Source organism: Chryseobacterium arachidis (assembly GCF_900129245.1).
Classification (GTDB): Bacteria; Bacteroidota; Bacteroidia; order Flavobacteriales; family Weeksellaceae; genus Chryseobacterium; species Chryseobacterium arachidis.
In genome coordinates this window covers 39,713-53,190 of record NZ_FQUT01000010.1, presented here as the reverse complement: position 1 = coordinate 53,190, position 13,478 = coordinate 39,713, and the positions used below count along the sequence as shown (strand labels likewise).

11 protein-coding genes are annotated in these 13,478 nt (G+C 36.9%); 3 read left to right on the top strand and 8 right to left on the bottom strand.

Features of this window, described 5'->3' with window-relative positions:
• Positions 1–53: 53 nt before the first annotated feature.
• Positions 54–2,912 (top strand): aminomethyl-transferring glycine dehydrogenase, encoded by a 2,859-nt coding sequence (gene gcvP / locus BUA89_RS16105; protein ID WP_072960489.1) that lies wholly within the window; start codon positions 54–56, stop codon positions 2,910–2,912.
• 88 nt (positions 2,913–3,000) lie between these two features.
• On the opposite strand, the gene BUA89_RS16100 is transcribed toward gcvP, so the two are convergent.
• The 3 genes from BUA89_RS16100 to BUA89_RS16090 are packed head-to-tail and all read right to left on the bottom strand — an operon-like array spanning position 3,001 to position 5,395.
• Entirely contained in the window at positions 3,001–3,567 is a 567-nt protein-coding gene (locus BUA89_RS16100) for a tetratricopeptide repeat protein (RefSeq protein ID WP_072960486.1), read from the bottom strand.
• A 31-nt stretch (positions 3,568–3,598) separates the two neighbouring features.
• On the bottom strand, positions 3,599–4,651 hold the full coding sequence (locus BUA89_RS16095; protein WP_072960483.1) for a WD40 repeat domain-containing protein: 1,053 nt from the start codon (positions 4,649–4,651) through the stop codon (positions 3,599–3,601).
• A gap of 27 nt (positions 4,652–4,678) precedes the next feature.
• Positions 4,679–5,395 (bottom strand): hypothetical protein, encoded by a 717-nt coding sequence (locus tag BUA89_RS16090; protein WP_072960480.1) that lies wholly within the window; start codon positions 5,393–5,395, stop codon positions 4,679–4,681.
• A gap of 447 nt (positions 5,396–5,842) precedes the next feature.
• Here BUA89_RS16090 and BUA89_RS16085 point away from each other — a divergent pair, with 447 nt between their 5' ends.
• Positions 5,843–8,839, top strand: coding sequence for a LamG-like jellyroll fold domain-containing protein (locus BUA89_RS16085; RefSeq protein ID WP_228420580.1), 2,997 nt, complete (start codon positions 5,843–5,845; stop codon positions 8,837–8,839).
• A 335-nt stretch (positions 8,840–9,174) separates the two neighbouring features.
• On the opposite strand, the gene BUA89_RS16080 is transcribed toward BUA89_RS16085, so the two are convergent.
• The 3 genes from BUA89_RS16080 to BUA89_RS16070 all read right to left on the bottom strand — a co-directional run bounded on the left by BUA89_RS16080 (position 9,175) and on the right by BUA89_RS16070 (position 11,067).
• A complete protein-coding gene (locus BUA89_RS16080; RefSeq protein WP_072960473.1) occupies positions 9,175–9,927 on the bottom strand; it encodes an SDR family oxidoreductase in 753 nt (250 codons plus the stop codon).
• A 70-nt stretch (positions 9,928–9,997) separates the two neighbouring features.
• The gene (locus tag BUA89_RS16075; RefSeq protein ID WP_072960470.1) at positions 9,998–10,573 is read right to left on the bottom strand and encodes a Crp/Fnr family transcriptional regulator; all 576 of its coding nucleotides are present in this window, start codon (positions 10,571–10,573) and stop codon (positions 9,998–10,000) included.
• A gap of 116 nt (positions 10,574–10,689) precedes the next feature.
• Positions 10,690–11,067: a hypothetical protein gene (locus BUA89_RS16070; RefSeq protein WP_072960466.1), complete on the bottom strand. Its 378-nt coding sequence runs from the start codon at positions 11,065–11,067 to the stop codon at positions 10,690–10,692.
• A gap of 410 nt (positions 11,068–11,477) precedes the next feature.
• Here BUA89_RS16070 and BUA89_RS16065 point away from each other — a divergent pair, with 410 nt between their 5' ends.
• On the top strand, positions 11,478–11,936 hold the full coding sequence (locus tag BUA89_RS16065; RefSeq protein WP_072960463.1) for a hypothetical protein: 459 nt from the start codon (positions 11,478–11,480) through the stop codon (positions 11,934–11,936).
• A gap of 77 nt (positions 11,937–12,013) precedes the next feature.
• Here the strand turns inward: BUA89_RS16065 and BUA89_RS16060 are convergent, their stop codons facing one another.
• Both BUA89_RS16060 and BUA89_RS16055 read right to left on the bottom strand, forming a co-directional pair.
• A complete protein-coding gene (locus tag BUA89_RS16060) occupies positions 12,014–12,754 on the bottom strand; it encodes a YggS family pyridoxal phosphate-dependent enzyme (RefSeq protein WP_072960459.1) in 741 nt (246 codons plus the stop codon).
• Positions 12,751–13,470, bottom strand: a complete 720-nt coding sequence (locus BUA89_RS16055) for an AAA family ATPase (protein WP_072960455.1) — start codon at positions 13,468–13,470, stop codon at positions 12,751–12,753. The genes BUA89_RS16060 and BUA89_RS16055 overlap by 4 nt, the downstream gene beginning before the upstream one ends.
• Positions 13,471–13,478 lie beyond the last annotated feature (8 nt).

The window sequence follows — 13,478 nt, the reverse complement described above, 5'->3', positions numbered from 1 at the left end:
AAAAAATCGTAATTTTACCAATCTTTTTTTACAAACAAAATCTAATATAAAAAATGAATACAGAACAGTTTGTGAGCCGTCACATTTCCTTGAATGAAGCCGATAAACAGGCGATGTTGGAAAAAGTTGGCGTTTCAAGTATCGAAGAGCTCATCTCTCAAACCATCCCTTCTTCTATCCGTTTAGAAAAAGATCTTGAAATCTCAGAACCGCTTTCAGAATACGAAATGCTGAACCATTCTAAGGAATTGGCATCGAAAAATACTGATTATACAAGCTACATCGGTTTTGGATATCATAATACATTGTTGCCATCGGCTATTCAGAGAAATATTTTTGAAAATCCGAGCTGGTATACAGCTTACACACCTTATCAGGCGGAAATCGCACAGGGAAGATTGGAGGCTCTTTTGAATTTCCAGACTGTTGTGTGTGACCTTACAGGTTTTGCTTTGGCAAACGCTTCATTGTTGGATGAATCTACGGCTGCTGCGGAAGCAATGCATATGTTCTTCAACAACAGAACGAAAGATCAGAAAAAGTCAGGAGCAAATAAATTCTTTGTTTCAGATCTTGTTTTGCCTCAAACGGTTTCAGTTTTGAAAACAAAAGCAGAGGGATTAGAAATCGAAATCGTAGAAGGAGATCACAGAACGCACGAATTTGATGCTTCTTATTACGGAGTTTTATTGCAATATCCTGGTAAAAACGGAATCGTTTTAGATTATACAGAAGATATTGTTGAATACAAGAAATTAGATCTTCAGGTTGCTGTAGCTTGTGATCCTATGGCTTTGGTTAAACTAAAATCTCCTGCTTCAATGGGCGCTGATTGTGCAGTTGGAACAACTCAGAGATTTGGTATTCCATTGGGTTACGGTGGTCCTCACGCAGCATTTTTCTCTTGCAAAGAAGATTATAAGAGAGATATTCCGGGAAGAATCATTGGGGTTTCTCAGGATGCGTACGGAAAACGTGCGTTGAGAATGGCACTGCAAACCAGAGAGCAGCACATCAAGAGAGAAAGAGCGACTTCGAACATCTGTACGGCTCAGGTTCTTTTGGCAGTAATGGCTGGAATGTACGCTGTTTATCACGGGCCGAAAGGTTTAAATTATATCGCAGATCAAATCCACTTTAAAGCAAATGCTTTGAAAAACGGATTGAAAGCGCTAGGATATCAAATTGTGGAAGAACCGATTTTTGATACGGTAAAAATCACAATGACCGAAGATGAAAAAGGAAGATTAATGAGAATGATGCTTGATCACAGACTTAATCTTAACTATTTCACAGAAGGAGTGGTAAGTATTGCGATCAACGAAAGTACAACATTGGATAAATTGAATTATTTAATGGCGTCTTTTGCTCAGTTCAAAGACAAGCAGACTTTCAAATTGGAAATTAAAGAAGGGTACAGTATTCCGGAGGAGAATTTAAGAAAAGACGAAATTCTTACGGAAGAAGTATTCAACAAATACCATACGGAAACAGAATTGATGCGTTACATCAAGCGTCTGGAAAGAAAAGATTTATCGTTGACTCATTCAATGATTTCTCTAGGTTCTTGTACAATGAAATTAAACGCTGCAACACAGATGTTACCGCTTTCATGGGAAAACTGGGGAGCAATTCATCCATTTGTTCCTGTAAATCAGGCTGAAGGTTATCAGGAAATGATCAGAGAATTAGAGAAAGATTTAGCAGAAATCACAGGTTTTGCAGGAACTTCTCTTCAGCCTAATTCCGGAGCTCAGGGAGAGTATGCAGGGTTAATGGTGATCAGAGAATATCATATTTCAAGAGGTGAAGGCCACAGAAATGTTGTATTGATTCCTCAGTCTGCACACGGAACAAACCCGGCTTCTGCAGCAATGGCGGGAATGAAGATTGTTGTGGTTAAAAATCTTGAAAACGGAGAAATTGACTTTCAAGATTTAAAAGCTAAAGCAGAACAGCATTCTGAAAACCTTTCTTGTGTAATGATCACGTATCCGTCAACGTACGGATTCTTTGATGCTAACATTAAAGAAATTACAGCACTTATCCACCAGCACGGCGGACAGGTATATATGGATGGAGCCAACATGAACGCTCAGGTAGGATATACAAGCCCTGGAAACATCGGAGCAGACGTTTGCCACTTAAATCTCCACAAAACTTTCGCAATTCCTCACGGAGGTGGAGGTCCTGGAGTTGGTCCAATCTGTGTGGCTAAACACCTGGTTCCTTTCCTGCCATCAAACGCAAACATCAGAATCGGAGCTAAAGAAGCTATCGACGGTATTTCTGCTGCACCTTACGGTTCTGGTTTGATCTTGAATATTTCTTACGCTTATATCAAAATGTTAGGAAATTCAGGGTTGAAAAAAGCAACTGAGCATGCGATTTTAAATGCTAATTATCTAAAAGAAATTTTAGCTGAGCATTTCCCGATTTTATATTCAAACGAAAATGGAAAAGTGGCTCACGAATGTATCGTAGACTTCAGACAGTTCAAGTCTTTAGGAATTGAAGTTGCTGATGTTGCGAAGAGATTGATGGATTACGGATTCCACGCTCCAACAGTTTCTTTCCCGGTTGCAGGTACATTGATGATCGAACCAACTGAGTCTGAAAGTAAAGCTGAAATCGATCGTTTTGCAGAAGCTCTAATTTCTATCAAACAGGAAATCGACGAGATCGCAAACGGTGAAGCTGATGCTACGAATAACGTATTGAAAAATGCTCCACACACTGAGCAAGTTGTAATCTCTGATTCCTGGGATAAACCATACAGCAGAGAAAAAGCAGCATATCCGCTGGAGTGGGTAAGAGATCACAAATTCTTTGCTTCTGTTTCAAGAGTTGACGAAGCTTATGGAGACAGAAACTTGGTTTGTACTTGTGAGCCGATTGAAGCTTATATGTAATTAAAAGTTTTTTAAATATAGAAACTCCCTTTCTTGATGAGAGGGAGTTTTTTTATTATTGCAAGTTATTTTGGGTAATTTACTTCTATTAATTCCTATCTATAATTTCACACAAAGCAGTCACAACTTCATGATGCTTTCCGTCCGGATATTTGTCTGAATAAATTTGATTTAACGCTAAAGAGTTATAATTATCATCATTCTGCAAATCAGTTGTTACGGCATAAATATAATTAAGCTCTTTGGCTTCTTCAGCATATTTACCATTTGGGAAAAGATTTTCGTATTTTTTTATAAGATCATTGGCTGCAATAAATTCATGGGTATCTTTGATCATCAGTTTGCAGAAACCTTCTTCACTGTCGATAAGGAATTTATAGGAATCTACTGCGGATTCCCAAATGTTATCTTCACAGGCATCAGCATCAAATCCATATTCCAATGCTTTTGAATAATGATTGGTAGCGCCCCAATAATCATTTTTTGAGAGGTAAATCATTGCACCGATCTGGTTATGATAGATGGCTTTATTGTTAGGAAACTTTTCCAGTAAAGTTTTAGAAAGATCTAAAGCTTCTTCATAATTTCCGGCTTGAATAGTATTTGAAAGTTCCCAGAAACCTTCTTTTTCTTCATCTGATGTAAAATTGATCATAGTTTTAGTTAAATATTACTGTTGTTTTAGTTTAATATTGATTATCTCTTTTTAAAAATATGGGTTCTGTTCCTCTGATATTTACCTTTATAACTCTGTAATTATCCAAAAGTGCTACAAAATGATTATCGTCTTCCCAAATCATAGCATAAGCATAATCAATTAAATTTCTGGTAAAAGTTCTGTACGTCAAATCTTCAGAATTAGCACTGATTAAACTTAACAATCCAGAACGATCATTAACTAAAAAACGTTTTCCGTTCGGGCTTAATGCGGGAAGCGTTGTCCAGGCTGTACATGCGGGATCGTCTTCATCTTGCCCGCTGTGATGTACTCCATGTTTTCCGTTGTAATAGTGTTTTTTTATCTCTTCTAAATCTTCATTCAATGTTAAAACAAAATTTCTGCGCTCAAAAGGAATCCAGAATACTCGATTTTCTTCCGAATAAAAAAGTTCTCCTGAGTTACGTAATTCTTTTGTTTTTACAGTTTCACCTGTTTTAAAATTTAGAATGCTGATGCGATCTCCATTCGATTCCAAAACTGTGATATAATCCTCATTTTTACTGTGTAAACAAAGCCCTGAAATAAATTCAAAGTCATTGCCGTTTATTTGATCGATTGTTTTTATGAAATTACAATCAGAATCGAAAACAAAAAGTGTATCAGAATTACTTCCAACAATATAATTATTCTTTGTCCAAACTAATTCTGAAATGTAGGATTTGCTTGCAGCACTGGCGAGTAGCTGTCCATTTTGTGCATCAAAGATCGCAATTTCTTTATCATCACTCGTTGTTACAATTTTTGTTTTATCCGGACTTACAGCAACAGATCTTCCAAATCCGTCTATGGTATAGAGAACATTTCCATTCCAATCTCTGCTGACGATAAATTTTTTCCAGCTGGCACAAAAGCCGTTTGCTAAACGATCTAAACGGAAATCTCCTTTTACTGATGAATACGTAAAATCGTACGGTTCGGGAATAACGTGATATTCTTTTCCATCATCTACATAGTCTTTAGGAAATTCGTCTTCGGTGATGTCTGAAATAATATTTTTTAATCGGTTAAAAAAATTCATGGGTTTAATTTTATTTTTATAGATGAATTAGTTGCTGTTACTGGTATTGGTCATTGCTTTCCATAAATCAACCAAAAGTTTTTTTAAAACTGGTGGTTTGTTGTTGGTTTTTTCTTTTTGTGCAGAGCTTAATGCTGTTCGTGAAGATTCAGGTTTTCTATATATAACGTAATCTGAAATATTACTTGGGTTGGGAACATCTATTTTTATATTTTCATTAACATAATTTTCTCCTTCACTAAATCCTGCAGAATCAAACTCCTGATATGTTTTTAAGTGCTCTGTCCATTTGGGATCGGTTGTAGTAATTCTGTAAATTGCCCAAGGAATTCTCGTGTAATCTTTCCAGAAAGCTCTCCAATGGGTGTCCCAGGCACTGCGCCAATTATCATCGCTTTCTTGTAATCCATCTTTTTCGCACAAAGCATTCATTTTTTCATGTGCTTCATCTTCATCCCACGGAAGGTTTTGTGTTTCGTATATGATAGTATCTTTTATGTAGGTATCTACCAATTCTACTAAATCTTCGGGTAAGAATTTTTCATGAGGAATTGCATGTCCCAAAGGACAGGTAGGAAATGTTGTGAAGTCTCTGGCATAGCCATAAGCTTCATGAAGTAAGAGTTGTAAGGCAAAATTTTTATCTTCGGGAAAGGGTCCTGCATCAGGATGATCAAATTTAACAAGTAAGTCGATGTAGTCATCCTTTTTTTGCATGACTGTCATTTTCCATAGTGTACTCATGTAGTAATTAGTTTTTTGTTTTTAAAATGAGTGTATCATGCACTATTCAGATATAGGTAATGTGCTGATCCAAACTGTAAGTTTTATAAAAGTAAACAAATATTTCAGAATTAAAATAAATATTGTAGATAAAGCTGCTTTAATTTGTTTTATGTTAAGATTTTGGGCTTTTAATTAAATACTTTTTCAAAGTCCTTTTTATCAAAAGTAATTAGATAACCAATATAAAGAAGCTATTAATTAAAATCTGAATTAAAGAAAATGTAACTATCAAATTAAAATCATGCTTAATTTTCTTCAATGATTTTCAATACATTAAATTTTGCTGACTTAGTGTAAAAACAATGATTTGAAATGTAATTATTTGATTTTTAAATGAGTAGCAGGATGGGGCAGGATGCCTGTGTTTTGGTTTGTGATTAGATTAGTTAACATAAAATTAATCTCATGAAGAAACCATTACTATTGAAGCGGATGATAACATCTTTGCTGTTTTGTGGGGTATCATTATCCACCTGTGACCTCGATGCACAGACATTGGCATTTCCGGAAGCTACAGGCTTTGGAAGATATACCACCGGAGCTAGAGGAGCTGCAAATCCTCAGATTTATTTAGTAACCAACTTAAACGACAGTGGTCCGGGATCATTCCGTGATGCAGTGAGCCAACCGGGAAGATTTGTCATTTTTAAAGTAGGAGGTATTGTTAACTTACAATCCATAGTTGCTGTTGCGCCTAATACGACTATTGCAGGACAAACTGCACCAGGGGAAGGAATTTTGTTCTTGGGGCCAAGGGTATCTTTTTCAGGTGCCAATAATACGATTGCAAGATATTTCCGGATCCGTTATGGCGGGACTTCTCAAAATCAGGATGCTTCAGGTATTTCTAATGGGGCGAATATCATTTTAGATCACATGACCTTTACCTGGGGAACAGATGAGGTATTTTCTGTGAATTGGGATAATAACGGTACAAGCCCGGATAATATTACCATTCAGAATTCTATCATCGGGCAGGGGATGCACCGTCATAATCACTCAGCAGGAGGATTAATGCAGCCACCGGCAGGTGGGAAAATCAGTTTGATCGGAAATTTATATATCTGTAACAAAACCCGTAACAATAAGGTAAAAGGGATTAATGAATTTGTGAACAATGTTGTCTACAACTGGGGCAATTACGGAAATACGTATGGACACACACAATCCGGAGAGGCTTATATTATGGGAGGAGATTCTGCAGGAGCTTCTTATGTGAACATCATCAACAATTATTTTATCGGAGGCCCAAATACAAACAGTGCGGTTACAACACCTTTCAGCGTAGGAAATGCTAATTTTAACTTATACGGTTCAGGAAATTATTTTGATAATAATAAAAACGGAATTCTTGACGGGACCTTGGTTCCTCAGGATTTAACAGGCTATCCGGTAGGTGATATGGCAGCCATACAGCCTACTTCTTACGATTATCCTATGAAAAACCCTACGCTTACTGCTCAGGGTGCTTTTGATAATATTGTAGCGGGCGTTGGAGCTTCTTACCCAAGACGTGATCAGGTGGATCAGCTAATGATTTCGGATCTGCAATCGAAAGGGACAGTGGCTACCTATGTTTATGTGCAAAGTGATCTTACGACCCAGTTTGGCTTTACTAATGGGGGAGCAGGACATGTTTATGGTGCTCCGGCTCCTCTCGATACCGATAACGACGGGATGCCGGATGCTTGGGAAACTGCCAACGGACTGAATCCAAATGTTTTTGATGCTTTAGCGGTAAGCACTACACATGCTCCGTATCTGAATATTGAGGTTTATATTAATGGTTTGCCAGGTACAGCACCGGCAGATTTCGTGATTCCGCCAACCAATCTGAATTTTACGAATGCTTTAACGGGGGGAACTCCGGCTGCCAGTTCTTTAACAGTAAACTGGAATGATAACGCAACCAATGAAACAAATTATGTATTGGAACGTTCTGCCAACGGAACTACTTTTAATGTTATAGCAACACTGCCTGCCAATACAACCAGTTATAACGAATCGGGTTTAACGCCTAATACTCAGTATTATTACAGAGTAAAAGCGATAAATGCTACAGATTCTTCTGTCTATACTACTAATGGATCTATCACTACACCACCTATTCCATCAGCCCCGACAAAAGCTGCCAACCCGGCTCCAGCAAATGGTTTTAATAATGTACAGCTTAATAGTGGCGGAGTACTTTTAAAATGGACAGGAAGTAGCAATACAACTAACTATGCGGTATATTTCGGAACAGATCCTTCCAATTTAAACAATGTAGCGAATGTAGCTTACAGCGCCACACCATCATATCAGCTTAACAATTTAAATACGGCAACCAATTATTATTGGAGAGTTGATGCTTCCAATGCTTTAGGAAGTGTAACAGGAGATGTATGGAGTTTCCGTGCATTAACGCCGGGCCTTGTGGGGAATTGGCCGTTTCTGGAAGCTCCATTGTCAGGTGAGCAGATTTCGGATCTTACTTCTTATGCCAATAACGGAACACTGAATGTAGCGTATGATAACTCGAGTGTAAGAGTGCCCGGAAAAGAAAACTTTGCCTTGGATCTGGCAACAGCACCGAATACTTATATCGCAAGTATTCCTCATCAGGAGCAGATCGCATTCGACAATAATTCGTTTACCGTTTCCTATTGGATGAAAGCTCCGACAAGTATGATTCCGTCTTCTTCGGCAACGAGTCTCTATGTATTGTGTAAAGGCTCATTTACGAAAAATACGACGACGGGAGCAACAGGAAAACGTTTTAATGTAGAAATCAAAGGCGGTCAGCTGAGATATGCGATTGATGATGATATTACGAAAAAGGAAATTACATCACCTATTGCGAATTATTTTACAGGAAACTGGGTACATGTGGTGATTATGAGAGATATCGCGGCACACAAGATGAGAATTTATACTAATGGTGTTTTATCCGCTGAAGGAGACGAAACTGCAGTTACAGGTATCGGGGAAGCAAGTGATCTTATCATTGGAAATATTGGTGAACTGGAGTTCCTGTCCACAACAAACGCTCCGGCTCCGTATAAAGGTGCCATCGACGAACTGAAAATGTACAATTATGCATTAACTCCGACAGAAGTATCTTCTCTGTATAACCAGGCGGTATTGGGTAATGAAGAATTCAGCATCAGTAAAAATGTAGGATTTGTTTATCCGAATCCTGTAAAAGACCAGATTTTCATTAAGCTTCCTGAGTATAAAAAATCAAGTCTTACAGCTACTTTATTTGATATGACGGGGAGAACCGTAGTGAAAGAAAAGCTTACTGCTGATGGAAAGAGCACCTTCAACTTACATCTTTCAGGCAGAAAAACATCAGGAAACTATATTCTGAACGTTTCAGGTGATAATCTGAACAGTAACTTTAAAGTTATTGTCGAATAATATTAAGAGCACTTTGTTAATTTCATATTCATTCAATGAAATCCTTTCAATTTTTTGAAAGGATTTTTTTTGTATTTTTAATTAAAAGAGAGTTTTATTTTATTGGTTACCAATATTTTATTTAAAGTTACACAAAGTCTTTCCGGTGAACAAGATTTTCATCCAGGTTAATAAGATATCTGTTTACAATGATAGGAATTCTTCTTGTAGTGTAAAGAGATGATAAAATTAAAAAGATTTATTTTTTCCAGATTAAAAAAGACTTTCCCAAACAGGAAAGTCTTTACCATTTACCCGGATAACTTAAAATTCATACAGGCAAAGTCATTACCAATTTATCTTTGATTTTGAGGATTGACGATCCAATCTTCATACTTTATCGTACTTTCAAAAGTCGCTTTCTGAGGAACCAATGCTTCGTATTCTAACGGGGCACCAAAGTAAGGCGCTTCTTTTTGTCCGAATACCTGCAGAGGGCTTTTCATTGCTGAAAGATAGTTTTCTATCCATGTGCTCATCGGCATTTTTTCGGGACCTGCAATTTCTGAGATACCCATTGTAGGAGTTTCTGTTGCGGTTTTTGCTAAGAATGCCGCTACTTCTGAGCTGGCAATAGGCTGTACCAGCGAGCTTGAAATAAATACCTCGTCGCCTTTTGTACCTCCGGCAGCAATTCCTCCGGCGAACTCGAAGAACTGGGTAGCATGTACAATAGAATAAGGAACCGGAGATTTTTCAATCAAATCTTCCTGAGCCTGTTTTGCTTTGAAATATCCGTTTACACTTAGTTTTCTTGTACCTACAATAGAGAGTGCAATATGATGTTTTACACCTGCTTTTTTCTCTGCCTCCAAAAGATTGGTCGTAGAAGTGGTAAAGAAATTCATCACATCATCGTCGGCAAAAGATGGTGAATTTGAAACATCTATTACCACCTCTGCATTTTCCAGTGCGGCGTCTAAACCTTCACCGGTTAATGTGTTTACTCCTGTGTTAGGCGATGCTGCCACTACTTCGTGGTTGTTTTTTAAAAGATTGGTAACCTGAGAACCGATAAGTCCTGTACCTCCGATAATTACTATTTTCATTGTTTTAATTTTTATGAATTAATTATACAACAAAGGTCAGCCACTTTGGTTTTAAAAAACTTAAACTGGTTTAAGAACGAAAATTTTTATTAAAATCATCAAGTTCTTCTGTAGAAATTCCCATATAGGAAGCGAAAACTTCATCCGGGAAACGTTGTATCAATACCGGATAAAGGTTGGTGAAATAACTGTGGAAATCTTTTTTGCTTGTGATGGCGAAGGTTTTTTGTTTCTGCAGGGCGGCTCCGTAGGCTCTCATGTGTATTTTATTGAAATAAAGTGCCATCAGCGGAAAACTAAGCAGCATCTCTTCAAATTTATATTTTTTTATGACCAATACTTCCACGTCTTCTAAAGCAGCAATACTGAAGCTGGCAGTCGGATTTCCCAGAAATGCGTTATATTCTGTCACCCACCAGTCTTCGATGGCAAAGTGAATGGTGTGGTCTTCTCCGTTCTGATCCGTGTAATACATATGCAGGCATCCTTTTAAAACAAAATAAAAAAAGTCCACTGAATCTCCCTGATCGATAAGTATGTGGTTTTTGGGAAAGCTCTGCGCTTCAAAATAGCCGGAAATTTTATCTATTTCGTTCTCAAAAGTGGGGATTAGCTTTAGAATATGCCGGGATAATTGATTATTCATGGGGTGCTGTTTTCTGAAAATATTCGTTAAAAATAAAGAATTTTGATAACAAATAACTGTTGTTTTCTTTGTATATTATTTTGACATACCAGAGATTCAAAATAAACAACAGATTTTCATATGCTTTTATTTTCTTCATACTCTTTTACCTGTTTTTTAGTGGCCAGACCCTTCCAGCTCAGTTCAAGAATTTCTTTCAGTAAAACCAGATCGTAGTTGTGGATCCACATACAAAGATAAGGATATGCTTTGAAGTGATCCGGAAGATGGAAAATCTCAGGATAACGCTCTAAATAATGATCTCTGATTTTAAAATCGAGCCGGATCGGGATAAATTCTCCGCTGTCATGAAGCCTGCACATTAATTTTCCACGCATTTTTACAGAAGGAGTTCCTTCATGGGAAACGCTTTCTTCCGTATTGGGAAAAGTTAAGGCTATATTTTTGACGGCTTCAAAATCTGTATAATCAAAACTGTGCATCTTATTTTTCATTTTCAGGTCTTTAGCGGTAATTTAAATTTAATAAAAAAGTATGTTATGAATAACCTGTCATCAAAATTTTTACTGATAAAGATCAGATAAGAAGCTTTAGTGAACATCTGAAATTAATTGATCTTCACAATTTCTTACTGTATGTATCAATCCTGTTGAAAATAATCTTTCAAAATGACACGCTTCCGCAAGTGTACTTAAAATTCTCTTGATAGAATATTTTCATTTCCGTTGTAATTCGAAGCCTTCAGTGCGATTTTATACTTTTAAGCTAATTCTGTGGATCCAGTTTTCTACTTCAGTTTTCTTTAATTTAATATGATCTGCTTTTTCTGACAGAAATAATTTAAAAAAACATGATCTTTCAAAAGAAAATTCTGAATATTCCGTTTAATTCTTAAATTTGACCTATGCGAAAGAACCTTTATCTCATCATCATATCATTTTCTCTTGTGAGCTGCTATACCTATCAGGTTAAAAAGCAGGTGAATCCGGAAACCGACAATAAGCAGGGATCTCAAAAAAAAGCAGCAGTTGTGAACAATACTGCTCCACAAGCGATGGAATTACAAAATACAAACCCACAGCAGGCTGCTCCTCCGATCAATATTCAGGAAAAGCTTACCGCTAATAAAAATGTTAAAATTGATGTGGAGGGTAGGTCCTATAAAGTGATAGTTGACCGTTGGGAAAGTGACAGTCTGGTGGCACATCCTGTTCATAATCCTAAGAAAATTCTGAAATTCCATAAAAACCAGATCAATGCAGAAAGGATTGCGGAAAAACGTTTTTCCCAACCCATTGCTGATATTATTACTATCGTTGCTTATGCGGGTATTGGTGTTGCAGTCTGGTCTCTTTTGCGCTAATTTTTAAGCTTTACAGTTTTGGAGTCTGTTTAAATTTTATTCAGCAATAAAATTTAAACAGATTTTGAAAGGTTTTATTAAGAATTTTTCCCGGTTTCGTCCCAATAATAAGAATCAGGATAATTTCTCGCGCCAAAAACAGCTGTTCCCACTCTTACAATCGTAGCTCCTTCTTCAATTGCTGTTTCCAGATCACCGCTCATTCCCATCGAAAGCTCTTTCATTCCGACATTCGGGATGTTTTGTTGGATAATTTCTTGCTGTAAGTTTTTAAGAATTTTAAAACATGCTCTTACTTTTTCGGTTTCTGCACTGAACAAGCCAATTGTCATTAATCCTTTGATTTTTAATGTTTCAAATTCAGCTGCCTTTTTCACTAAATCAATCGCAAAATCAGGATGAATTCCAAACTTACTTTCTTCATTGGAAGTGTTTACCTGAATTAAAACATCAATTGTTTTTCCTTCTGATAAAAGCCTTTGGTGTAATTTTTCGGCGAGATCCAGGCGGTCAAGTGACTGAACACAACGCACATCATATTTTAAAATATCTTTGATTTTGTTGGTCTGCAAATGTCCGATAAAATGATTTTCATGTGGAATATCTTTCAAATCGTCAAACTTATCTTTGAGTTCCTGCACCTTGTTTTCGGCAATTAATGTTTGTCCGTTTTCCAGAGCAATTTTAATTCTGTCAGGAGAAACGGTTTTGGTTGCCAGCAATAACTTCACATCATTAACATCCCGACCCGACTTTTCACAGGCATTTTTTATTCTTTGATTGATGATCTCAAGATTGTGAAGGATATCTTCTTTCATAATTGGATTAGGTGTTGATTTTCTAATTTTTTAATTAAATTTCCTTTTACAATCGTAAATGTGTGATCTTTCGCTTCAGCAAAAGAAACATGATATTTTCTGTCGATTTGTCTGAGATCTTCAGGGAATTTCGAAAGTAAGCTATCATAGAAACTATCCAAAAATTCCTTGGAAGGCATCCCATAATTTATTTTCAACTGAAAACGTCGGATCAAAGCTGTATCAATGATTTCGGGATGGTTTGTCGCACACAGTAAAAGTGCATTTTCAGGATAATAATCAATCAGCTGGATCAAAGTATTTACCAATCGTCTCATTTCGCCCACATCCTTGTCGTCGCTGCCTCTCGCTTTCCCGATCTGGTCGAGTTCATCAAGAAAAAGAACGGATCTTTCACGCGCTGCCTTATCGAAAATCATTTTGATATTTTGTGAGGTTTCTCCAATTCTTGAGGAAACGATATTGCTTAAGTTCAGGATGATAATATTTTTGCCCAAAGCATTGGCAATGGCTTTTGCAGTCATGGTTTTTCCACACCCGGAACTTCCCTGGAGCAGTATTTTATTATTTACCGGAAGTCCGTATTCCTGCAGTTCTTTAGAATAGGTATTTTCCTTAATGAGCTGTGTCAGCTGTACCTTATTATGAGGTTCAAGGAATATATCATTCAGCGTCACTTCTTCTTTATCCTGAATAATAAGGTTGTACAGATTCATTATTTTTA

What these genes read in the sequence shown, in the direction of transcription:
- BUA89_RS16065 (WP_072960463.1), top strand. Translation starts at nt 11,478, where the DNA reads ATGCGAAAGAACCTTTATCTCATCATCATATCATTTTCTCTTGTGAGC.
- gcvP (WP_072960489.1), top strand. Translation starts at nt 54, where the DNA reads ATGAATACAGAACAGTTTGTGAGCCGTCACATTTCCTTGAATGAAGCC.
- BUA89_RS16055 (WP_072960455.1), bottom strand. Translation starts at nt 13,470, where the DNA reads ATGAATCTGTACAACCTTATTATTCAGGATAAAGAAGAAGTGACGCTG.
- BUA89_RS16100 (WP_072960486.1), bottom strand. Translation starts at nt 3,567, where the DNA reads ATGATCAATTTTACATCAGATGAAGAAAAAGAAGGTTTCTGGGAACTT.
- BUA89_RS16090 (WP_072960480.1), bottom strand. Translation starts at nt 5,395, where the DNA reads ATGAGTACACTATGGAAAATGACAGTCATGCAAAAAAAGGATGACTAC.
- BUA89_RS16075 (WP_072960470.1), bottom strand. Translation starts at nt 10,573, where the DNA reads ATGAATAATCAATTATCCCGGCATATTCTAAAGCTAATCCCCACTTTT.
- BUA89_RS16080 (WP_072960473.1), bottom strand. Translation starts at nt 9,927, where the DNA reads ATGAAAATAGTAATTATCGGAGGTACAGGACTTATCGGTTCTCAGGTT.
- BUA89_RS16060 (WP_072960459.1), bottom strand. Translation starts at nt 12,754, where the DNA reads ATGAAAGAAGATATCCTTCACAATCTTGAGATCATCAATCAAAGAATA.
- BUA89_RS16085 (WP_228420580.1), top strand. Translation starts at nt 5,843, where the DNA reads ATGAAGAAACCATTACTATTGAAGCGGATGATAACATCTTTGCTGTTT.
- BUA89_RS16070 (WP_072960466.1), bottom strand. Translation starts at nt 11,067, where the DNA reads ATGAAAAATAAGATGCACAGTTTTGATTATACAGATTTTGAAGCCGTC.
- BUA89_RS16095 (WP_072960483.1), bottom strand. Translation starts at nt 4,651, where the DNA reads ATGAATTTTTTTAACCGATTAAAAAATATTATTTCAGACATCACCGAA.